Source organism: Paenibacillus sp. FSL R10-2734 (assembly GCF_037963865.1).
Classification (GTDB): domain Bacteria; phylum Bacillota; class Bacilli; order Paenibacillales; family Paenibacillaceae; genus Paenibacillus_AQ.
Genome location: NZ_CP150170.1, coordinates 5,606,647 through 5,629,958, shown reverse-complemented (window position 1 = coordinate 5,629,958; position 23,312 = coordinate 5,606,647). Strand labels below are relative to the sequence as shown.

General features: G+C 44.4%; 16 protein-coding genes. 14 read left to right on the top strand and 2 right to left on the bottom strand.

The window, feature by feature from the left end; translation table 11 throughout:
• Positions 1 to 122 precede the first annotated feature (122 nt).
• From NSS67_RS24545 to pyk, 6 genes are all read left to right on the top strand, one after another.
• Positions 123 to 3,761 carry a DNA polymerase III subunit alpha gene (locus tag NSS67_RS24545; protein ID WP_339320695.1) on the top strand — a complete coding sequence of 1,213 codons (3,639 nt, stop codon included), beginning with the start codon at positions 123 to 125 and terminating at the stop codon, positions 3,759 to 3,761.
• A gap of 74 nt (positions 3,762 to 3,835) precedes the next feature.
• Positions 3,836 to 4,336 carry a phosphatidylglycerophosphatase A gene (locus tag NSS67_RS24540; RefSeq protein ID WP_339316282.1) on the top strand — a complete coding sequence of 167 codons (501 nt, stop codon included), beginning with the start codon at positions 3,836 to 3,838 and terminating at the stop codon, positions 4,334 to 4,336.
• Positions 4,337 to 4,482: 146 nt separating this feature from the next.
• Positions 4,483 to 4,671, top strand: coding sequence for a glutamate decarboxylase (locus tag NSS67_RS24535; RefSeq protein WP_313641472.1), 189 nt, complete (start codon positions 4,483 to 4,485; stop codon positions 4,669 to 4,671).
• 72 nt (positions 4,672 to 4,743) lie between these two features.
• Positions 4,744 to 5,637 carry an acetyl-CoA carboxylase, carboxyltransferase subunit beta gene (accD, locus tag NSS67_RS24530; protein WP_339316280.1) on the top strand — a complete coding sequence of 298 codons (894 nt, stop codon included), beginning with the start codon at positions 4,744 to 4,746 and terminating at the stop codon, positions 5,635 to 5,637.
• A 1-nt stretch (position 5,638) separates the two neighbouring features.
• Positions 5,639 to 6,640: an acetyl-CoA carboxylase carboxyltransferase subunit alpha gene (locus NSS67_RS24525; RefSeq protein ID WP_339316278.1), complete on the top strand. Its 1,002-nt coding sequence runs from the start codon at positions 5,639 to 5,641 to the stop codon at positions 6,638 to 6,640.
• Positions 6,641 to 6,971: 331 nt separating this feature from the next.
• The gene (gene pyk, locus NSS67_RS24520) at positions 6,972 to 8,390 is read left to right on the top strand and encodes a pyruvate kinase (protein WP_339316277.1); all 1,419 of its coding nucleotides are present in this window, start codon (positions 6,972 to 6,974) and stop codon (positions 8,388 to 8,390) included.
• A gap of 169 nt (positions 8,391 to 8,559) precedes the next feature.
• On the opposite strand, the gene NSS67_RS24515 is transcribed toward pyk, so the two are convergent.
• On the bottom strand, positions 8,560 to 9,255 hold the full coding sequence (locus tag NSS67_RS24515) for a G1 family glutamic endopeptidase (RefSeq protein WP_339316276.1): 696 nt from the start codon (positions 9,253 to 9,255) through the stop codon (positions 8,560 to 8,562).
• Positions 9,256 to 9,389: 134 nt separating this feature from the next.
• On the opposite strand from NSS67_RS24515, the gene NSS67_RS24510 reads away from it, so the two are divergent.
• From NSS67_RS24510 to NSS67_RS24500, 3 genes are read left to right on the top strand one after another with little or no spacing between them, the layout of a single operon-like run.
• Positions 9,390 to 10,565 carry an MFS transporter gene (locus tag NSS67_RS24510; RefSeq protein WP_339316275.1) on the top strand — a complete coding sequence of 392 codons (1,176 nt, stop codon included), beginning with the start codon at positions 9,390 to 9,392 and terminating at the stop codon, positions 10,563 to 10,565.
• A 37-nt stretch (positions 10,566 to 10,602) separates the two neighbouring features.
• Complete coding sequence (locus NSS67_RS24505; RefSeq protein ID WP_339316274.1) at positions 10,603 to 11,130, top strand: thioesterase family protein; 528 nt, start codon at positions 10,603 to 10,605, stop codon at positions 11,128 to 11,130.
• Positions 11,127 to 11,525 (top strand): FxsA family protein, encoded by a 399-nt coding sequence (locus NSS67_RS24500; protein WP_339316272.1) that lies wholly within the window; start codon positions 11,127 to 11,129, stop codon positions 11,523 to 11,525. Before NSS67_RS24505 ends, NSS67_RS24500 begins: the two co-directional genes overlap by 4 nt.
• Before the next feature lie 92 nt (positions 11,526 to 11,617).
• Here the strand turns inward: NSS67_RS24500 and ytvI are convergent, their stop codons facing one another.
• Entirely contained in the window at positions 11,618 to 12,733 is a 1,116-nt protein-coding gene (ytvI, locus tag NSS67_RS24495) for a sporulation integral membrane protein YtvI (RefSeq protein WP_339316270.1), read from the bottom strand.
• Between the two features lie 394 nt (positions 12,734 to 13,127).
• Between ytvI and NSS67_RS24490 the strand changes: the two genes are divergently transcribed.
• The 5 genes from NSS67_RS24490 to NSS67_RS24470 all read left to right on the top strand — a co-directional run bounded on the left by NSS67_RS24490 (position 13,128) and on the right by NSS67_RS24470 (position 23,261).
• The gene (locus NSS67_RS24490) at positions 13,128 to 14,240 is read left to right on the top strand and encodes a citrate/2-methylcitrate synthase (RefSeq protein ID WP_339316268.1); all 1,113 of its coding nucleotides are present in this window, start codon (positions 13,128 to 13,130) and stop codon (positions 14,238 to 14,240) included.
• 148 nt (positions 14,241 to 14,388) lie between these two features.
• Positions 14,389 to 15,684 (top strand): NADP-dependent isocitrate dehydrogenase, encoded by a 1,296-nt coding sequence (icd, locus tag NSS67_RS24485; RefSeq protein WP_339316267.1) that lies wholly within the window; start codon positions 14,389 to 14,391, stop codon positions 15,682 to 15,684.
• 1,065 nt (positions 15,685 to 16,749) lie between these two features.
• Positions 16,750 to 19,200 (top strand): glycoside hydrolase family 3 C-terminal domain-containing protein, encoded by a 2,451-nt coding sequence (locus NSS67_RS24480; protein ID WP_339316266.1) that lies wholly within the window; start codon positions 16,750 to 16,752, stop codon positions 19,198 to 19,200.
• A complete protein-coding gene (locus NSS67_RS24475) occupies positions 19,197 to 20,087 on the top strand; it encodes a LysR family transcriptional regulator (protein ID WP_339316264.1) in 891 nt (296 codons plus the stop codon). The genes NSS67_RS24480 and NSS67_RS24475 overlap by 4 nt, the downstream gene beginning before the upstream one ends.
• 303 nt (positions 20,088 to 20,390) lie before the next feature.
• The gene (locus NSS67_RS24470) at positions 20,391 to 23,261 is read left to right on the top strand and encodes a glycoside hydrolase family 3 N-terminal domain-containing protein (protein ID WP_339316262.1); all 2,871 of its coding nucleotides are present in this window, start codon (positions 20,391 to 20,393) and stop codon (positions 23,259 to 23,261) included.
• Positions 23,262 to 23,312 lie beyond the last annotated feature (51 nt).

The window sequence follows — 23,312 nt, the reverse complement described above, 5'->3', positions numbered from 1 at the left end:
AGGCATCTATAAATGTTGCCTGTCCATGTGCTCTTAATCCATTCTATGGGCGGGTCCCCCTTTAATATGATAAAATAGTTTCATCTTATGTTTGATTTTTGTAGTAGAAAGGAAGTGGGATGATGAGCCCTTTCGTGCATTTGCATGTGCACAGCGAATACAGTTTACTGGACGGGGCGGCGCGCATTACCGATCTCGTGCGCCGGGCCGGCGAATACGGCATGAAGTCGCTGGCGCTTACGGATCATGGAGTGATGTACGGGGCGATCCCCTTTTATAAAGCGTGTAAAGAGAATGGAATCAAGCCGATTATTGGCTGTGAAGCTTATTTAACCGCGGGCTCTCGCCGTGAGCGTGGCAGTCGTAAAGATCAACCGATTTATCACCTGATTCTGCTCGTCAAGAATGAAACCGGCTACAAGAACCTGATGAAGCTGATCTCTATCGGCCATCTGGAAGGCCATCACTATAAACCTCGCATTGATATGGAGGTTCTGGCCGCTCATTCCGAGGGGATTATATGCCTTAGTGCTTGTCTAGGCGGCGAAGTGCCGCAGCATTTGTTGCATGGAAGAGACGATGAGGCGCGCAAGGCTGCGCTGCGATATAAGGAGATTTTTGGCGAGGACTTCTACTTGGAGCTTCAAGATCACGGAATTTCCGAGCAAAAGAGAGTAAATCCGAAGCTGATTGCGCTTGCTAAGGCTTGTGAGATCCCACTTGTAGCTACCAATGACGTCCATTATTTAGCTAAAGAAGATGCTGAGGTACAGGATGTTCTGATCTGTATTGGAACAGGTAAAACCGTGGATGATGAGGAGCGCCTCAAGATCGGAACAGATCAGCTATTCTTAAAAAGCAGTGATCAGATGGCGGCGTTGTTTCCGCATGTGCCTGAAGCTATCAGTAACACGCTATTGATCGCAGAAAAATGTAATTTGGAGCTTACCTTCGGTCAACATATTCTACCTGCTTATTCACCTATTCCAGAAGGTAAGGACTCCGCTGTTTATTTGCGAGAGTTGTGCTATAAAGGGCTCGAAGATCGTTATATAGACACACCGCTGTGGGCGTCGGCTGAGCAAAAAGAGACCGCTGAGAAGCGTCTTGCCTATGAGCTTGGTGTTATCGAGAATATGGGGTTTAGCGATTATTTTCTGATTGTGTGGGATTTTATCGCCTATTGTCATCGACAGGGAATTGCTACTGGACCAGGCCGGGGTTCCTCCGCGGGGAGTCTCACTGCGTATTCACTACGAATAACCGATGTGGATCCGCTTAAGTATAATTTGCTCTTTGAACGTTTCTTAAATCCAGAACGGATCACGATGCCAGATATTGATATCGATTTTAGTGATGAGCGTCGTGACGAGGTTATCGCTTATGTGGTGGAGAAATACGGAAAAGAGCATGTGGCACAGATTATTACGTTTGGAACAATGGCAGCAAGGGCTGCTGTTCGTGATGTAGGCAGGGTGCTGAATTTGCCTTATAACGAGGTAGACAAAGCCGCCAAGCTTATCCCAGGACAATTGGGGATCAGCCTTGCTAAAGCGCTGGAGAGTACACCGGATCTTAAAGCGATGTATGATAGTAACCCGAAGATCAAAGGTTTGCTGGATATGGCAATGAAGGTGGAAGGTATGCCTCGCCATGCTTCGACACATGCTGCCGGGGTTGTCATTTCCAAAGGCCCACTGACCGATGCTGTGCCGCTTCAGGAAGGCAACGAGAGTACAGCGTTAACCCAATACTCTATGGAGCATTTGGAAAGTGTTGGGCTGCTGAAGATGGATTTTCTGGGCTTGCGTACTTTGTCTATTATTGAGCGTTGTATGAATTCAATAAAAGAAATGAGCGGCAGTGTTCCTGATTTCCGTACCGTGCCAGATCATGATCCGCTCACGTATGAAATGCTAGGTGCTGGTGAGACGACAGGGGTTTTCCAGCTGGAGTCGGCGGGCGTTAGACGAGTGCTTAAGGATCTTAAGCCTAACGGTTTTGAAGATATTGTATCGGTTCTAGCGCTGTATCGCCCGGGTCCGATGGAATTTATCCCGAAATATATAGCAGGCAAGCACGGGGAGATTGAAGTAGAGTATCCTCATCCAGATTTGAAGTCTATTTTAGCGGATACCTATGGGATTATTGTATATCAGGAACAGATTATGCAGATTGCTTCGCTTATGGCTGGATTCTCGCTTGGTGAAGCGGATCTGCTCCGCCGAGCGGTCTCTAAGAAGAAACGCGAGACGCTAGATAAGGAACGCGGCCATTTTGTACAGGGGAGCTTACAGCAGGGGTATAACGAAACGGATGCGAACGCCGTCTATGATATGATCGTACGATTTGCCGATTATGGCTTCCCTCGTGCGCATGCGGCGGCTTACGGAGTGCTGGCTTTTCAGACGGCCTATCTTAAGGCGCATTATCCGGTGCAGTTTATGGCATCAATGTTGACCGCAGTGATGGGCACCCACCGTAAGGTGGCGGAATATGTGCTAGACTGCCGCCGCACGGGCATCGGCGTATTACCGCCGGATGTGAATGAGAGCGGCGTGCTGTTTACTCCTGTTCCGGGCGAAGGAACAGGAACAGGGCATATCCGCTTTGGGCTCGCAGCGATTAAGAACGTCGGCACACTTGCAGTAGAGAACATTATGGCGGTCCGCAAGGAGCGGCCGTTCGACAGCCTGCTCGATTTCTGTCGACGTGTGGATCTGCGAATCTGCAACAAGCGGGTAGTGGAGTCTTTGCTGCAGGCAGGAGCTTTTGACTGTCTGCCGGGTCATAGAGCCCAGCTGCTAGCTATGCTGGACGAAACCGTTGACGCTGCGCTGAAATGGCGCAAGGAGCGGGATGAGCTGCAAATCCAGTTGTTCGACGATTTGGTGGAGACACCGAACTGGGAAATTCGGTATCCGGATATCCCTAAGTTCACAGTAGGACAGCAGCTGGAGATGGAGCGTGAGCTGCTGGGTCTGTATCTTTCCGGTCATCCACTCGACGATAGCGCCGAGCTGCTGGACGAGCCAGGGATGCAGCGGCTAATGGATCTTGGCGAAGCTGCGGATGAGAGCCAGACGGTTACGGCCGGAATGGTCGTATCCGTTAAGGAAATTACGACGAAGCAGGGGAAATCGATGGCCTTCATCGAATGGGAAGATCAGATCGAGCGCTGCGAGGTCGTGCTCTTCCCAGAGGTGTGGAAGCGAAGCCGCAGCTTGATTGCTAAGGGCGCGCTGCTGGCCTTGCGCGCCAAGGTGCAGCAGGAGGACGAAGGCTTCAAGCTGCTGGCCGAGGAAGTGGCGCTGTTATCCGCGGAGACTATCCGCGGCCTGCTGCAGCGCCGTAGTGCCGCCGCGTCCCGCTCGTATAGCGCGGGACGCTCGGCCTCAGCAGGAGCACCGCCGCGCGGCGCAGCTCCTGCTTCGCGGGCCAGCGGTGCCACCACTGGCCCCACTGGGAGACCTGCAGGCGGCGCTGCTGCGCCAGCAACACCTGCACCGGCCGCGGCGACAGCGCCGGCCTCAGGCCAGCGTGTCTTTATCAAGATCACGCCGGCCGCCGAGAATGCTGCGCAGCTGTCGCGCCTGAAGGAGCTGCTGCAGAACCATTCTGGCCCAGTAGCAACGATTCTGTTCTACGAACGGGATCAGAAGCTCCTGGCCCTTAGCGATAACTATCGGATTAAGCCTACAGAGGAGCTGTTCGCGGCTATCGAGTCTATGCTGGGGGCAGGTACTGTAAGAATAAAATAAGAACAATTCCATCCTTTTCCGCATACATTAGGAAACCACAGGGCGAATCCCTGGGCGGAAAGGGGAATCACATCATGTCCTATCAAATGGCAGTTGATCTGTTGGAGCGTAGAGGCGTATCACTTTCTTCCATCGCTGAAATCGTATATATTTTACAATCGGTTTATTATCCCGGTTTATCCAAGGAAGAATGCCTTTCCAGTGTGAAGTCTGTCTTGGGAAAAAGAGAAGTGCAGTACACGTTAATGACGGGGATCGCACTGGATGAACTGGCAGAGAAAAGACTGCTTCCGCAGCCGCTCCAGGCAGTTATGGAGGCGGACGAATCACTTTATGGAGCGGACGAGACTCTTGCACTTGGTATCACAGGGGTTTATGGGATGATCGGACTGACAGGATTTGGGTACTTGGACAAAATAAAGCTTGGAATCATTGGTGAATTGAACGATGATAAGGGAAGTATTCACGTGTTCTTGGATGACCTTGTTGCGGGTATCGCGGCAGCTGCTTCTGCTAGAATCGCTCATCGGCATGAAGGAGCAAAAGTATATCCTCTAGTCATGGACACGGAATAATTGACCCGATTCATTTCATTTGAATGAGTTCCTCAGTCTTGTTTCCTTTGCCCTACTCCTGTTGCGGGAAAAAAGAAAACTGTGTTATCATAATTCCATTATACGGGATACGGCTGGGAATTAAGATTGGGGAGGCCTTGCAAGGCATGTGGACGGTAATATATATCGCGCCAACCGCCAAAGTGGCGGATATGATTAAGAGTAAGCTGACTGAAGAAGGTTTTTTAATAAAATGCCGTCCAATCAATATGTCCAAGCAGCAGTTTGAGATATTGGTTCCTTCGGGTGAACTGGAGGAAGTACAGGAAGTCCTTAATCTTATTCTGCATCCCTGAATTTCTAACAAGAGAAAAGTCATGACAGCGGCAAGCTGCATAACGCAAATAAACGGCTGAAGAGGTGCGGGTGTGTTCAAAGATTTATTTCAGAAGAAACGGAAGTACGCGACTATTCCTTCAGAACGTCTGGAGCGAAGCGGCGAGTCTGCAGAAGGCGAACGCCCCAAACGGGAAATTCCTGAAGGATTAATGAGCAAATGTAACAAATGTGGAACGATCCAGTATAGCAAGGAATTAGAAAAGAATCTAAAAGTATGTCCTACTTGTGGTCATCATCTGCGCTTGAATGCTGTTGAGCGTATTGCTATGACGTTAGATCCAGAGGGCTTTATTGAGTTTGACAGTGAAATGTATTCTATAGATCCACTGAAATTTCCAGGCTATGCTTCTAAATTGGAGCAACAGCAGCTGAAATCGGGACAAACTGATGCCGTGATTACGGGACAGGGATCTATTAGCGGACATCCAGTAATCGTAGCTGTGATGAATTTTGAATTTTTCTCGGGCAGTATGGGATCTGTAGTAGGTGAGAAGATTACCCGAGCGATTGAAGAAGCTATGGAGCAACAGCTTCCACTCCTTATTTTTTCTACCTCAGGCGGAGCCAGAATGCAGGAAAGTATTATAAGTCTTATGCAAATGGCGAAGACCAGTGCAGCGCTTGCGCGATTCAATGAAGCGGGCGGCCTTTATATTTCTATAATTACGGATCCGACTACCGGCGGAGTATCTGCGAGTTTTGCTAGTCTTGGCGATATTATTATTGCAGAGCCTGGGGCGGTATTTGGTTTCGCGGGACGTATAGTCATTGAACAGACGATTCGCCAGAAGCTACCGGATGATTTCCAGACGGCTGAATTTAATCTGCAACATGGTTTGATTGATATGGTTGTGCACCGTAAAGAAATGCGCGCCACACTGACCAAAATATTGGAATTGCATGATGTGAAAGGGGGATTTTAGGTTGGCAGGAGAGTTGCCTTTTGAAATGCCTCTGGTTGAAATGCGTAAGAAAATTGCCGAGCTAAAGCAGTTTGGCGAAGAGAAGGGTATTGATTTTACGGACGAGGTAGCAAGACTGGAAGAACGGTACCGTGTGCTTGAGGAGGAAGTATATTCTAATATCTCTCCTTCCCAGAAAATGCATCTAGCCAGACATCAAGGACGTCCGACTTCCCTTGATCTTATGAACCAGATCTTCACAGATTTAATTGAGCTACACGGTGATCGAATGTTTGGAGATGATCTTGCTATTGTAGGCGGTATCGCCAAACTGAACGGCATCCCGGTTACGGTTATTGGTCAACAGCGCGGTAAAGATACGAAAGAGAATATTTTACGCTTTTTCGGCAGTGCACACCCTGAGGGTTTCCGTAAAGCGCTACGTCTAATGCAGCAAGCGGACAAGTTCAAACGTCCCATCATAACCTTTGTGGATACGAAAGGTGCATATCCAGGCAACACAGCCGAGGAAAGAGGACAATCCGAAGCGATCGCCAGTAATTTACGTGAGATGTCTCAGTTTGGTGTCCCTGTAATCTGTGTGGTCATCGGAGAAGGTGGAAGTGGTGGAGCACTAGCACTGGCAGTTGGTAATAGAGTGCTTATGCTGGAGCATGCCATCTATTCCGTAATATCCCCGAACGGTGCTGCTTCGATTCTCTGGAAGGATGCTTCGAAGGCTGATCAAGCGGCGGAAGCCATGAAAATAACGGCAGCTGATCTGCTTGAAATGGAAGTTATTGAAGAGATTGTTCCTGAACCAAAAGGTGGCGCTCATCGTGATTACGAAGCTACGGCAGCTGCAATTAAGGATGCGTTATGGCGTCATTTGCAGGAGCTAATTCCTCTGAATAGTGCGGAATTGAGGGAAGATCGTTATCTTAAATTCCGTAAAATTGGTGAGTTTGCAGAAGCCCAGCAGGAGCAGATTTCTCTCGAAGAAGAAGTAGAATCTGAAGTGTAAGAGGTGCGTTTTCATTTGCACTTTAAGACATATAATCATACTTAGCGGACCATATTGCAGTTAGTGTAAAATATACATTTTATTGGAATTAAAATAATCTCGACTGACTGCCGAGATTATTTTAATTTTTTTTGTGCGTGCAGATAATTCGACCTCAAATTACTGCAAAAGAGCCTACAACATTGATTTTGTGTCTAAGTTGCAGTAATATTCATAAGGGCGTAGTTAAAGGCACATGTGACAAAGTTCCTATTTAATTAGTTAGCCTTGTAGTAGATTTTGTAGTTGGAAAAAGTGAGACAGAGAGAACGAAAAAACGGAGGAAAACCTAATGCGGAAAAGTAAAATTGTATGTACGATCGGACCTGCGAGTGAATCGTTGGAGAATATCAAAAAATTGATTTTGGCTGGTATGAATGTGGCCCGTTTGAATTTCTCCCACGGCGATTTTGAAGAGCATGGTGCTCGGATCCAAACGATCCGTCAAGCATCTAAAGAACTGAACAAAACGGTTGCTATCCTGCTCGATACAAAAGGACCGGAGATTCGCACAGGCAAGTTGGAAGTAGAACCGATTGAACTAGTTCAGGACGAGTACCTGACACTAACCACGGAAGAAATCCTTGGCACCCAAGAACGTATTTCCATCACGTACAGCGAGCTTCCTAATGATGTTCAAGTAGGATCCACCATCCTTATTGATGACGGTCTGATTGGTTTGACAGTTGTCGACATTCAAGGTACAGAAATCAAGACCCGTATTGTAAACGGTGGTACGATCAAGAGCAAAAAAGGCGTTAACGTACCAGGAGTAAACATCTCCTTGCCGGGTATTACGGAAAAAGACACCAACGATATTCTTTTTGGTATCGAACAGGACATCGATTTTATCGCCGCTTCCTTCGTTCGCAAAGCTAGCGACGTTCAGGAAATTCGTGAGCTGCTTGCGAAAAACAATGCTTCTCACATCCATATCATTTCCAAAATCGAAAACCAACAAGGTGTTGACAACCTTGATGAAATTTTAGAAGCTTCTGACGGCCTGATGGTTGCTCGTGGTGACCTTGGTGTTGAAATTCCAGCTGAAGATGTACCTTTGGCTCAAAAATTGATGATTCAAAAATGTAACGTTGCTGGCAAACCAGTAATCACAGCTACACAAATGCTGGATTCCATGCAACGTAACCCACGTCCTACTCGCGCTGAAGCAAGTGACGTAGCAAACGCTATTTTCGACGGAACAGATGCGATCATGCTTTCCGGTGAGACTGCTGCTGGTAAATATCCAGTTGAGTCCGTACTCACAATGTCCCGCATTGCTGAGAAAGCGGAATCCGCTTTGGACCACCGTGAAATTTTCTCGAAACAACAAACTGCACAAGAGACAACAGTTACAGAAGCTATCAGCCAATCCGTTGCGATTTCCGCTTTGGATCTGAACGCTAAGGCTATTCTTTCTTCGACTGTTACAGGTCATACTGCACGCGTTGTTTCCAAATACCGTCCTAAAGCACCAATCATTGCGGTTACGACACAAGAAAGAACTATGCGTCAATTGTCCCTCGTTTGGGGCGTAACGCCAGTATTCGGTAAAGTAGCTACTTCCACAGATGAATTGCTGGAAACAGCAATCAAAGGTGGTAAGGATTCCGGTTTGGTTCAAACTGGCGACCTCGTTGTGATTACTGCAGGAATTCCACTTGGACGTTCCGGTTCCACTAACTTGGTAAAAGTAAGCACAATCGAGTAGTACTCGGCTGACTTTGCTTGATTCGTAGTTTTTACTTAGCTAAGCAAAAACGCTTATATTTTAAATAAAAGAGCTGTCTCGAACGTAGTGAAATTCTACAAATGAGGCAGCTCTTTTTTCTGTTCATCTACATATTCGATTGAAGATTACACTAAATCCAATTATGCTGTTAATATATTCGTTTGATGTTAAAAGAGTCCCCTCGATAGCTTGGACAGGAAGGAACAGCAACGGTGATGTTATTCTGGACCATGATACCGCCCTTAGAAAGAGTTAGCTTAGGTCGTTTTCCATTGATGCGGCAGCAGGAAAAGTAGGTAGTACAGACGCGTGCCAGCTTTGTGATGGAACCATCGACCTCAGGTGCCTCCATAATCCATTCGGCGGAGGTTTGTGGACCGGTATATCGCTGGAGCGTTCGGAAGGTCCAATTTCGGCTTAAGTTTCGGAGTGTGATAGACCACTTCGTGTGGCTTATTTTCGTGATCGTACCCTTCATATGGTCTCCTGGGTGTACTGAAAGAGGGATTACGGTTTCATTATCCGGTAGTATTTCCCACCAGGCGTAATAACGGGCAATCCCATTTACGAATTCATGACCTGTTCCCGTCTGGATAAGATCGCTGTTCTTGAATCCATCGATGCCAATCCATGCGGAGGAATAGGTGGATTTATGGGTTGGTTTTACGTATGGGACGATCCATTCGCCGGAAATGCGGTTGAAGGCTCCTTTTCTACCAGTAATCGTGTAGCCACTCCAGTTCTTCGAAGACCAGCCGAAGACAGAGCTCTGTCTATTACTCGCATTAGATTTGTCTGTTAGACAGCGATGATTTACGATAAGAGGATTATGTTTTATGTTCAACTTGTCCACCGCCTTTATAGTACTGCTATATTAAATGCGATGATTACATATGAAGTACGGGTGTTCTGTTAAAATATAAAAATATAAACGTCATTTCTTCTTGATTAAGAAGTTAGAGAGGACTTATAGCACAAATGGAAAAATTGTTGAAGCTGCGTGGTTTTTATCTCTTTTTAGGATTGGCCGGCGGTTCATTTGGCTCCTATCTTTCGCTGCTGCTTGTCCACAATGGACTTAATAGTGGTCAGATAGGTATACTAATGGCAACAGGCACGCTTATCGCGATCACGATTCAGCCAATATGGGGAATTATCTCTGATCGGTATAATCAGACGCGTTTAGTACTAATCCTAAGTGTGGCGGTACCGGCCTTGTTAGCGGTCTTTTACCGTTCAGAATATTTTATAGTATTACTTATGGTGTATACCGCTTCAACGATCTTCTCCTCTACACAGGCTCCTATAGCCGATTCTTACGCGATTTCAGCGGCGAATAGAGCCGGGGCCACTTATGGTAGCATCCGGCTTATGATGAGCATCGGGGCGGCTGTGGGGGCGTATGCAGGGGGATTGTATGTATCCACCTTCTCTGTATCCACGATATGGCTGCCTTTTCTCTTTTTTAATCTGATTGCGGTCCTAATTGCGTTTACATTGCCGAAGCAGGCGGAAGAGAACCATATGATGAGACAATCGTTTACTCAGGGGGTAAGACAACTGCTGGGAAATCGAATCTTCCTGGCGTTTTTGGGTGGAAGCTTTCTTGTGAACCAGACGATGGCTGCTTTTGGTACATACTTTGTAATCGCTTTTCAATCTGTTGGAGGCTCTACTCGCTATGCAGGGATTGCGCTCTTTCTCGCATCAGTGACGAATGTGCCTTCCATGTTGTTTGCTTCTAAGGTGATCAAGAGAATAGGGCGTGAGCGCACCTTGTTCCTTGGGGCACTTATTTATGTATTGCGGTGGGGTATTCAGGTTGCTTTTCCACATCCATCGGTAATGATCGGAGTGCAGGTGCTGCATGGTCTTTCGTTTGGGTTCTTTTATATTGCTGCGGTCGAATATGTATCTCAAATCACTTCTAACGAGATGCAGGCCACTGGCCAAAGTGTATTTAATATGGTGTTCGCAGGTTTTGCTGGCATTGTCGGTAATTTACTGAATGGTTTCTTACTCAATCAAGGCGGAGTAGGAGTAATGAACCTGTCTTGTATGTTGAGCTCAATAGCTGGGGCGATGCTGCTGTTATATGTCGCTCGGAGCTCTCGGAGCAAATTATCGACGCCTTCAGATGGGGCCCAGGCTTAAACGCTTCCCTGCTGCTATAACGAAAGGAGTATTTTAGATGGAATTAGAGCGAGCTGGCTTGCCCAGCCGATGGTATAAATCGACTCTGCGTGTCCGATATCAGGAAAGTGATCAGATGGGCGTCGTGTATCATGCGAACTATTTGAACTGGTTTGAGTCTGGTCGTACGGAGATGTTTCGTCAGGTTGGCTTTACTTATTGTGAACTTGAGAAACAAGGCGTCTTGCTTCCTGTCACTTCAGCAGATTTGCAATTTAAAAGTCCGGCGCGATATGATGATCTTATCTCCGTGTATGCGCGAATGACTACCTTCTCAGCGTTAAGAGTCGTATTTGAATATCAGGTGCGGAGGCTTTCGGAAGAAGAAGGTATACATTCAGATGATTTAGTGGCTACTCAAGGGGAGTTGCGGTCGATGGATCCACCTGGGGAGCTACTGGTTACCGGCACGACAAGTCATGTTTGGGTGAACCGGGAATGGAGGCCTGCTAGGCTGGATAGAGCACTTCCAGAGCTCTTTCACGCAATAAAAGAGGCGCTGCGGGAAGAAGGAGGTTCAGTATGATTAGAAACAAATGGTTATGGGCTGGACTATTTATTATTCCTGCTGTGGAATTATTCGGTTTTATCTACGTAGCAGATCAACTTGGAGCATTCAAAACGCTGCTGCTTATGCTGACCACTTCGGTAATCGGTCTACTAATGATGCGATTCGAAGGTAAGAAGGTGCTGCAGGACAGCAGAACACATATGCAGGAGGGCCGCGTTCCTGGTCGGACGATGCTGGATGGTTTATGTATTTTTTTCGGAGGATTGCTGCTGATATTGCCGGGTTTCGTAACCGATATTGTCGGGTTCACGCTAGTATTTCCATTGACTCGGCCTTTGTACCGTATATTTTTGCTGAAATGGATTGAGAAGAAGATGAAGAATGGCACATTCACCTTTTACCGTCGTTAGTAGCCTGTTCAAAAACAATAACAGAGCGGACCCCTGTCATTGATGGAGGGCCCGCTCTGTTTGCTATGTGACGAATCGATGATTATCGATGACTATCTTAATCTGCCGCTAACAATGTAGCTGTGTAAAGCTCGGAATACGCCGGCTCGGTTGAAGGCAACAAGGACTACTAGGACAACGGGGCCGATGATTAGCCCTAGCATACCGAACAACTGTAGACCTGCGAACATGCCAATCAACATAGCAAGGGGATCAAGTCCGATGCTGCTGGCGAGCACCTTCGGCTCAAGCACCTGACGAGTAATAAGGATAACGGCATAGAGTATGGATAGTCCAATGCCCAGTGCCAGATTGTCCGTCATATAAGAGTAAAGCGCCCAGGGCAGCATCACAATTCCAACACCGAGATAAGGCAGCAGATCCACAAAGCCAATCATTAAGCCGATAGCGAATGCAGACTTCACACCGAGCAGCAGCAGACCAATCACGACAATGATCGCTGTGATGGAGATCAGGATAATCTGGGCGCGAAGATAACCGAAGAGTGCTCTGCGTAAATCCCTCCAGATATCTGACACAGGCTTTAGGAATGCTGTAGGCAGCCAGCCTGTAAGTTTATCATTATTACGCTCCCAGCTCGTACTAATGAAAAAGGCAGCAAGGACAACCACGATAAGAATCGTACCCAGACTAGGAAGAGCGGAGATCAATTTCAATATTACATTAAAAAAACCTGTGACCACTTGCGTGACTGCGTAACCAACAGTTTCCGTTGTTCTGCTGATATTGCTGTCAATCGTAGCATGATAGTCAGGATTATCTCGGTAGAATTGATTAATCTGATTGATGATATTCTGAATGCTTACATTCTGGCTCCAGGACAGCAGGAGATCCCTCCATTGGTCGGTGTGGAGATTAAAGGTCTGTAGCAGAACGATCAATTCTTTCACGAGTCTTGTAATCATCGCGGTCAGGACTAGTGTGGTTCCTCCTATGTAAAATAGCAGAGAGAGCGACACTGCCAGCCAGCTTGGTAGCTTGAGGCCTTTAAGAATAAGTACTAATGGATGCATGATATATGCGAGCAGCCAAGCGAGCAGCAGAGGGTATAACAGCGGAAGCAATAGGTAGATTGCCAGCAGGAGGATGGAAGTAGCCAGAACGACCCACAGGCCGCGCAGTATTCTTTTTAATACCAAACGATCCATATCGAGACCACACCTTCTTCATTCCTGCAAATACAGGGGAATAAAAGCTCGTCTTCATATATATTCATAGAACCTATTTAAAGACTAGGATGCAGGATAAATATCAAAATGGGCTGGAATCTCTAAACTGAAATAACAACAGTGAATCAGGGGTTTAGAAGTTTTTTTCTATCTCTCTGATAAAATCATTTGATGCGCTGCAAAGCTTCCATATTGTTCACATAACCGACAAAATCCAGTATGATGAATAAAGATACGAAGTATGGAAGCGACGCAGCACTCCTGACGGTGATGTCCTTAAACGCACTTATTAGATTTTTTAATGCTTTAAATTGGAAATGTTTTCATGAAACGAACATTGTTTTATACCTTGTTGGCAAAGGAGAGATATGCTATGACAGCTACCAAAGGCTTGGAAGGTATCGTTGCAACAACTTCATCCATTAGCTCTATTGTGGATGGTGTACTCACTTACCGCGGTTATGATATTGATGAGCTTGCAGAACATGCTACCTTCGAAGAAACAGCTTATTTGTTGTGGTTCGGTAATCTGCCGACGGCGCCAGAATTGGAAGCGCTCAAGCGGGATCTCAGTGCTTTTGCACCAATTCCTGAGCAGGTAATTGAGCAAATGAAGCTCTATCCAAAAGACGCCAACACCATGGCAGCGTTACGGTCGGCTGTATCAAGCCTTGCTCTCTATGATGAAGCAGCTGACGACATGAGCAGAGAAGCGAACGAGATTAAGGCCGTAAAACTGCAGGCACAACTCCCAACAATTGTGGCAGCACTGTCGCGTATTCGCAAAGGGCTGGAACCTGTGGCTCCGAAAGAAGGCGTTTCTATTGCAGAGAACTTCCTGTATATGCTGTGGGGAAAAGAGCCGGACAGCGTCTCTGTCAAAGCGCTTGATACCGCACTTGTTCTGCATGCGGACCATGAGCTAAATGCTTCCACTTTTGCAGGCCGGGTTACAGTTGCGACATTATCTGATATTTATTCTGGAGTTACCTCCGCAATTGGCGCGCTCAAAGGCCCACTTCACGGTGGAGCGAATGAAGCCGTTATGAAGATGCTAGAAGAGATTGGAAGCTTGGAAGCGGTTGAACCGTTTATCCGTAAAAAACTGGATAACCGTGAGAAAATCATGGGCTTCGGTCATCGAGTATATAAGAATGGTGATCCACGTGCAAAGCATTTGATGAAGATGTCACAAGAGCTGGGCACTATGAAAAATGACACTACCCTATACGACATGTCCGTTAACATTGAACAAATGATTACGGGGCAAAAGGGACTTAGACCCAATGTTGATTTCTATTCGGCTTCTGTTTATACGCAGCTTGGCATTGAACGGGAGCTATTTACTCCGATTTTTGCGATCAGCCGGACTTCAGGCTGGACCGCGCATATTCTGGAGCAATATACAGATAACCGCATTATTCGTCCACGTGCAGAATACACAGGCATGATTGAACAGAAATACGTTCCAGTAGACGAAAGATAGAGCAGTCTTGCAGGCTGCTCCTAAAGTTTAGTAGAATGAACCGTAGCGATTGTGTTTTAAATTTTTGGTTTTTAATTACGATGAGAGTTTTATTCGATGCTTGTTAATGATACTTATTCACACAAAATTTTAGGAGGAATACACTCAAATGTTGAAACTAGAAAAATTCGATCTACCTACAGAAGGCGAACAAATCACAATTAAAGAAGGAAAGCTACAAGTTCCGAATAATCCAATCATCCCTTTTATCGAGGGTGACGGTACAGGCCGTGATATTTGGAAAGCTTCCAAGCGCGTACTTGATGCAGCAGTATCTAAAGCCTATGGCGGCACTAAGCAAATCGCTTGGTACGAAGTATTTGCTGGCGAGAAAGCCTTCAATACATATGGTGAATGGCTGCCAAATGATACGTTGGAAGCAATCCGCGAATACTTTGTGGCTATCAAGGGCCCGCTTACAACTCCAATCGGAGGCGGTATTCGTTCATTGAATGTAGCCTTGCGTCAAGAATTGGATTTGTACGTATGTCTGCGTCCAGTTCGTTATTTTGAAGGTGTTCCTTCTCCTGTTAAGCGTCCTGAGCTGGTGGATATGGTTATTTTCCGTGAGAATACGGAGGATATTTATGCAGGGATTGAATATCAAGAAGGCTCTGCTGAAGTGAAGAAAGTAATCGAATTCCTGCAAAAAGAGATGGGTGTTAACAAAATCCGTTTCCCTGAAACTTCTGGTATTGGAATCAAACCGGTATCCTCCGAAGGTTCGAAACGATTGGTGCGCGCTGCAATTGAATATGCGATCAAGCACGGACGTAAGAGCGTAACGCTGGTTCACAAAGGCAACATCATGAAGTTCACTGAAGGTGCCTTCAAAAACTGGGGTTATGAAGTGGCTGAGCAAGAGTTTGGAGATAAGGTCTTCACTTGGAGTCAATATGATGTGATTAAGGAACGTGATGGTGAGGCTGCTGCTAATGCTGCTCAGAAGGATGCTGAAGCTGCTGGCAAAATCATTATCAAGGATGCTATTGCAGATATCGCGCTGCAACAAGTTCTGACTCGTCCAACTGATTTCGATGTTATTGCTACGTTGAACCTGAACGGGGATTACCTGTCCGACGCACTTGCTGCACAAATCGGCGGCATTGGCATCGCTCCTGGAGCGAACATTAACTACATTACTGGCCACGCTATCTTTGAAGCTACCCATGGTACAGCTCCTAAATATGCAGACAAAGACGTTGTGAATCCTGGTTCTGTAATTCTGTCCGGCGTAATGCTCTTGGAGCACTTGGGCTGGCAGGAAGCAGCGGACCTGATTTATAAAGGTATGGAAACTGCTATTAACAATAAGACCGTGACTTACGACTTTGCTCGTCTGATGGAAGGTGCAACAGAGCTGAAATGCTCCGCATTTGCAGACGAAATTATTAATCACCTATAAGTTAGATCTGCCAGATCATTATCTGTGTAGATTGAATAGGATGTAAGGGGAGGGTCCCAAAGGCCGTGAAAATGGCTTAAGGACCTTCTCTTTTTTTAAATCCTAATAAGGACGCCGAAGGCGTTTATGCTTGCTATAATAGAATTTATAAAATTTCGAGACTGCGTAGAAATGTGAAACGAATTCAAGGGATGGGCCTATTCAACTTGTGGCCATGGGGAGCCTTGTTTTAATAAGTACACGCCTCTTTGGGAGGTATAACGGACCGAGCGGACCTTATCCTCGGAAATGCATGTTTTAGTCGAGCTTACGGACAAATGTATGCGAAAAACCGAATACAATGTGCCGCCGGTAACGTAAACGAACCAAATGTATGCGAAAAATCGAACACAATGTGCCGCCGGTAACGTAAACGAGCCAAATGTATGCGAAAAACCGAATACAATGTGCCGCCGGTAACGTAAACGAGCCAAATGTATGTGGAAAACCGAATACAATGTGCCAGCAGTAACGTAAACGAGCCAAATGTATGCGAAAAACCGAATACAATGTGCCGCTGGTAACGTAAACGAGCCAAATGTATGCGAAAAACCGAACACAATGTGCCGCTGGTAATGTAAACGAGCCGAATGTATGCGAAAAACCGAATACAATGTGCCGGAGGTAACGTAAACGAACCGAATGTATGCGAAAAACCGAACACAATGTGCCGCCGGAAACGTAAACGAGCCAAATGTATGCGAAAAACCGAATACAATGTGCCGCCGGTGACGTAAACTAGCCAGCGCCGTTATCCGCCCTGAATCACCCGGGAATGGGCTTGTTATTAGGGAATAAGTGCAATACGGTCCGTAAGCGGAACCTCACTACGAAAGTGTATAGGATACGAGTATGCAATTACGGATGTACTCAGCTTGTAACTCTACTTCCAAGGACGCCGAAAGCGTTTATACTTATACCGATAGATTTATATGATTATTTTTTGTACAATAATAATATATTTTTAAGTGTTTCAGCGGTACTTCTTTTGGGGTACCGCTTAAATTATAAAAAGAGGAAATTAAAATGAAATATAAAGATTTAATTGAAAAAATGACTTTAGAAGAGAAAGCATCCTTAATGTCAGGCAAAGATTTCTGGACTACGCAAAATATTGATCGTCTTGGGATTAGCAGCATGTTTCTTGCTGATGGACCTCATGGGATTAGAAAGCAGGCGGTAGCTTCAGATAAGGTGGGACTTAATGAAGGTATTCCGGCAACATGCTTTCCAACGGCTGCGACCGTAGCGAATAGCTGGAATGTAGAACTGGGAGAGAAAATTGGAGAATATCTCGGCGAAGAAGCTGTTGCTCAGAAAGTTAATGTTCTCCTAGGGCCTGGTGTTAACATGAAGAGAAACCCTTTGTGTGGAAGAAACTTCGAGTATTTTAGCGAAGATCCATATCTTGCCGGTAAAATGGCAGCGGGTTATATCAGAGGTGTTCAATCGCATGGAATTTCAGCCTGTGTGAAGCACTTTGCTGTGAACAATCAGGAAGAAAGACGGATGGCTATTGATACTATCGTCGATGAAAGAACGCTCAGGGAAATCTACCTGACTGCATTTGAAATTGCAGTGAAGGAAGGTAAGACCAAGACGGTAATGACTTCCTACAATAAGTTAAATGGAACTTACACCAATGAGAATATGCATTTGATGCAAGATATTCTACGAGGTGAATGGGATTATGGCGGAGTTGTTGTCACCGATTGGGGCGGCAGTAATGATCGTGTAGCTGGCTTACTCGCCGGGAATGAGCTGGAAATGCCAACAACTGCAGGAGAGACGGATCAAGAAATAATACAAGCCATTCATAACGGGAAGATCAAAGAGGAAGTACTGGATGAATCTGTGGACAGACTTCTTGAGCTTATTTTCACAACAGAGGAAGCTTACAAGAAGCTCCATGTAGAGTTTGATGTAGAGAGGCATCACAGAGTAGCACAGAAAGCTGCGGAAGAGTCCATTGTTCTTCTAAAAAACGAAGGAAATATACTGCCACTTAAATTTGGTAAAAAAGTTGCCGTAATCGGAGATTTTGCCAAAGACGCACGTTACCAGGGGGCAGGATCATCTATAGTGAATCCTACCATTTTGGATCATACTTTAAATTGTTTTGAAGAATCGGGTATTATCAGCATTGGATTTGAGTCGGGTTTTGAACGTTACGGAAAGAAAAATATAGAAAAAATTAATAATGCATGCACTCTGGCTGAAAAGGCAGACGTCGTTCTGCTGTATATTGGTCTGGATGAGGTTACTGAAGCTGAAGGACTTGATAGGCAAAGCATGAGAATCCCCGAGAATCAAATTGAATTATTAGACGCCTTGTATAAAGTGAATCCGAATATTGTGGCGATTCTTTCTTGCGGCTCCGCAGTAGAAATGCCGTGGCTTGATAAAGTAAAAGGACTGTTACACGGATATTTAGGCGGACAGGCAGGGGCAAGATCAATCCTTCGGGTATTATCTGGGGATGTAAATCCTTCGGGAAAATTGGCAGAAACCTATCCCCTACAATATGTGGATACACCCTCTCTTCTCCATTTTTCAGGTAAAGAGGTCAGTGTAGAGTATAGGGAAGGGATATTTATTGGTTATCGGTATTACGATACTGCGAATATCGGTGTGCAATTCCCGTTTGGCTTTGGACTAAGCTATACAACCTTTGAATACTCAGACATCGAGGTTTCCAAGTATGGAGTAACCTTCAAGTTAACCAATGCTGGAAGAGTTGCCGGAATGGAAATTCCACAGCTTTATATTGGATGTAAGTCCAATGAAATTTTCAGACCTAATAAGGAATTAAAAGGATTTACTAAGATATTTATAAATGCAGGTGAAACGAAGACGGTAATGATTCCATTTGACGAAAAGACCTTCCGTTATTTTAATGTGAAGACAAATAAATGGGAGATAGAAGCAGCAGAGTATGATATTATTATTGGAGCATCGAGTGCCGATATTAGATTGACAGCTACGATGTTTGTTGAGGGTACAGGAGCACCCATTCCATATGATAAACATAAGCTTCCATCGTATTATTCTGGTAGAGTAAACGATGTCGGGTTAGAGGAATTTGAAAGTTTGATAGGATATAAAGTACCTGTTCCGACATGGGACCGGACACAACCACTTGGGTACAACGATACGATTGCGCAGTGCCAGTATGCAAAGGGAGGATTTGCAAGACTAGCCTACCATGCTATTGTATTTGCACATCGTTTTTTCAGGAAAATAGGAAAAAGAGACACAGCTAACCTAATTATGATGTCTTTTTATCATATGCCATTCAGGGGTATTGCAAGAATGACAGGCGGCGTTGTGAATATGCCGATGCTGGATGGGATTTTGATGATAGCAAATGGTCATTTCTTTAAGGGCTTAATTCATGTGTTGAAAGAAAGAAGAAAGATGTTAAGAAATCACAACAGTGTGAAACCAATCGGAATAGGTAGTAGGAAAAAAATATGAATAAAGACGCATTGGAATGCTTCATCAAGGTCTACGAAAAGAAGAGTTTAACTTCTGCTGCCAAGGACTTGTTCATTACTCCACAAGGATTAAGTAAGACTATAAAGACGCTCGAGCTGGATCTAGAAGCAGAATTGTTCTTCAGGGCTCCGCAAGGAATGGAAGCTACTGAATGCGGAGAACTATTATATGCACGGGCTAAACATATCTGTTATCTTATGGATGATATTAAAAAAGAAATAGGCATTATGAGCGGGGGAAAGAGCACATTAAGTGTATTGGCTACTTTCTCCACCACATCTACAGTGCCTCCGGACATGTTGTTTAGGTTTACTGCTATGTATCCGGAATTTCAAATGAAGCTAAGAGAGTTTCCGGATGAGTATCCGCTCGGCAGGATCTTTCAAGAAGAATTTGATGTCGGCATCGTATTGGGAGAGCAGGAAATAGACAATGTGGTCTATGAGTTGATTCAACCAGGTGAAGTCGTGGCAGTGGTTTCAAAAAACCATATGCTAGCACAAAAAGATGAAATCTCAATCCTGGACTTAGAAAATGAACAGCTAGTCGTAAAGTCTGTGGAAAAAGGGAAAGAGCACAGCCTTATTGATAAGTGCCTAGAGCATGGGTTTACACCTCATATTATTCATGAGTTTAGCAATATTACAAATGCACATATCCTATGTGAAGAGAATGGATACGTAGCCATTTCAGTAGATCTTATTGAAGAATTCTACAAGAATGAGAATTTGAAAATTATAAGACTTGTGGAAAAAATTCCCCAGAATATTTATTTAGTCAGCAGAAAAAGAGATATTCAGTCTAGAGCCGTTTCACTATTCTTAAGTTACGTAAAAGAATATATCCATGAGAACAAGCCATTTTGATGTCAATACGACGATCAAGATGGCTTTTTTATGAGGTAAACTTCTGGTTTATGCCCCCTAACTATTGGTTGATGGCGAATAATGTACCTAGTTTGTTAAAGTGTAAAATATAAAGGGTTTCACAAAACAATGAAAAGCTATAATGAAAGCGCAATTTTCGTGAAGCGTGAATCCTTAAGCGAGGAAACTAAGGGAGGCTTAAGTGAAAGCACAATAATAAATGTAATGTTCATTCAAATGAATCGTGAATTAACTTAGAGAGAATAAAGTATGATGAGGGCAGCGAAAGAAAGGGGCATAAACATGAAGAAAATATCAAAAACGGCCGCTATTAGCACATTCGTAGTAAGTATTTTATTAATAATAGGCCTTATCGTAGGTAACTTTTATGCAGATAAGTATTCTCAGATTATCTCGATCTATTTAGGTCATTCCACTGACAAAATCGTAGCTTCTGAAGATGATAAAGAAGTGGACACTGAATATTATAAGAGCGCATTTAATTCCGCAGATGAAGCAAAGACAAAGGGCGAACAGCTTAGTCAGGAAATCGTCGAAGAAGGTATTGTGCTACTAAAAAATGATAATAATGCTCTGCCGCTAAAATCTGGAACGAAAATCAGTTTGCTCGGTCAAAACTCTGTTGATCTTGTTTACGGAGCTGGTGTTTCGGGATCAGTTGATACAAGTGAATCCGGAAATTTATTGACCTCGCTTACAAAATCAGGGTTTGAAATCAATAAAACACTTTGGGATTTCTATAAGTCGGGTGACGGATCTTCTTACAGAAAACAAATTCCAGACCTTTATGGTGAAGGGCCTTTTGCCGTGAATGAAGTCCCACAGAGTGCTTATAAAGCTGATGTTATTAAAAGCCTCGCAGATTACAATGATGCTGCTGTAGTAGTAATTGGCCGTTCCGGTAATGAAAGCACGGATTTAACAACCGAAGTACTACCTACAGGATCTCATTATCTTGAAATTGATCAGAATGAAAAAGACTTGTTGAAGCTAGCTAATGAAAACTTTGATAAGGTCATCGTATTAATAAACTCCTCTAATACTTTAGAATCAGGCTTCTTAGAGGAATATGGCATTGATGCAGCTATTGTTGTAGGTGCTATAGGACCGCATGGTGCTGATGGTATTGCTGAAGTTCTAAACGGTAATGTCAACCCATCCGGTAAATTAGTAGATACGTATGCTTATGATGTGTTTAGCGCCCCAGCGATGAAGAACTTCGGTAAATACAATATTGCAAACAGCAAAGTAGTGATGGGTAACGCCTTTATGGTTTACTCTGAAGGTATTTATGTTGGTAATCGCTATTATGAAACCAGATATGAAGATGTTGTTCTTGGTAATGAAAGTACAACAAATTACGATTACAGCAATCAAGTCCAGTTCCCATTTGGATATGGTCTATCTTATACGACTTTTGAATGGTCTGATTACAGCGTAAAAGAAAAGGATGACAAATACGAGGTCTCCTTGAAAGTTACAAACACAGGTTCTGTTGCAGGTAAGGATGTTGTTCAGATTAACATGCAGTCTCCTTATACAGAATATGACAAAGAAAACAAAATTGAAAAGGCTTCAGTAGAGCTCGTAGGATTTGAAAAAACCTCATTGCTTGAGCCTGGTAAGTCAGAAACAGTCAATATTGAGATTGATAAAGAAGAAATGAAAACCTACGATGCAAACGGTTATGGCACATACATTGTTGATGCGGGAACCTATTATTTTGCGGCAGGCAGAAACGCACATGATGCGTTGAATAACATCCTTGCAGCAAAGGGTAAGAAAACAACAGATGGTATGGACTATGACGGTAATGTAGCTATGGTTAAAGATTTCACAGTCGACAAGCTGGATTCTACTACGTATAAAGTATCCGCAGCAACAGGAAATGAAATTACAAATCAATTTGCTGATGTAGATATTAAAAAATATGATCCATCATTTGAATACCTTTCAAGAAATGACTGGACTGGAACATGGCCAACTACATATGCAGAGGGTTCTATGACTGCACCTAAGGAGCTACTTGCAGACCTTGAAATTTCTCACACAGAAAATCCTGATGCTGTCATGCCTGTAACAGGGAAGATCAGTGAGGAATATGGGAAATTAAGTGCTGCCATGTTTATTGGAAAAGATTATGACGATAAGCTTTGGGATGTGCTGCTTGATCAGTTAACGATTGATGAAATGACTGAGCTAGTTCGAATGGGAGGATATGCAACATTGCCTATCCCATCAATCAACCTACCTGCAACGATTGATAAGGATGGTCCTGCTGGGATTTCCAGTACGCTTGTTGGTGGTAATACATCGGCTGTGGCCTATCCAGCAGAAGTTGTTATGGCTTCTACATGGAATGTTGATCTGATTCGCGAAATGGGTGAGCTAATCGGTGAAGATAGTCTTAGCAATAAAGTAGCAGGCTGGTATGCGCCAGGTATTAACATGCATCGTACCGCATTTGGAGGAAGAAACTTTGAATATTTCTCTGAAGACAGCTTCCTATCAGGCAAAATGGGAGCAAGTGAAGTTGCAGGTGTTCAATCCAAGGGTGCATTTGTAACTATGAAGCATTTTGCTTTAAATGAGCAGGAAACAAATCGTATGGGCGGCGCTATGTTTGCGAATGAGCAGTCTACTCGTGAACTCTATCTACAGCCTTTTGAAACAACGGTTCGTGAAGGAAATGCACTTGGTGCGATGGCGAGTATGAATAGACTTGGCGCTCGTTGGTCGGGTGGTCATAAAGGACTTATGACGGAAACACTTCGTAACGAGTGGGGATTTAAAGGGTTTGTAATCACCGATCAGGCGTCTTTCCCAATCTTCTCCTACCAAGATATTCTGGAAGGTCAAGAAGCAGGTACTAATCTCTGGTTGAATACGGATGCTAATCTATGGAATCTTTCTAAGGACCAGTTAACAGCTAGTACAGTAAGCAACATCAGAGAATCGACTCACTCTATTCTCTATTCAATCATTAATAGTAATGCTATGAACGGAATCTCTGTAACTTCTAAAATTGTATCTGTCTTGCCTTTATGGAAATACTGGCTGATCGCTGCAAATATTATTATCGGACTTGGTGTACTTATTGCCGTTCTGTTGGTTTCAAGAAAACTTGTAAGACAGAAAAAAATTAGTATGTAAGTTCACCCTAGGCTTGAATCAGCAGGAAAAAATCTTATGGCGGTACTCCTA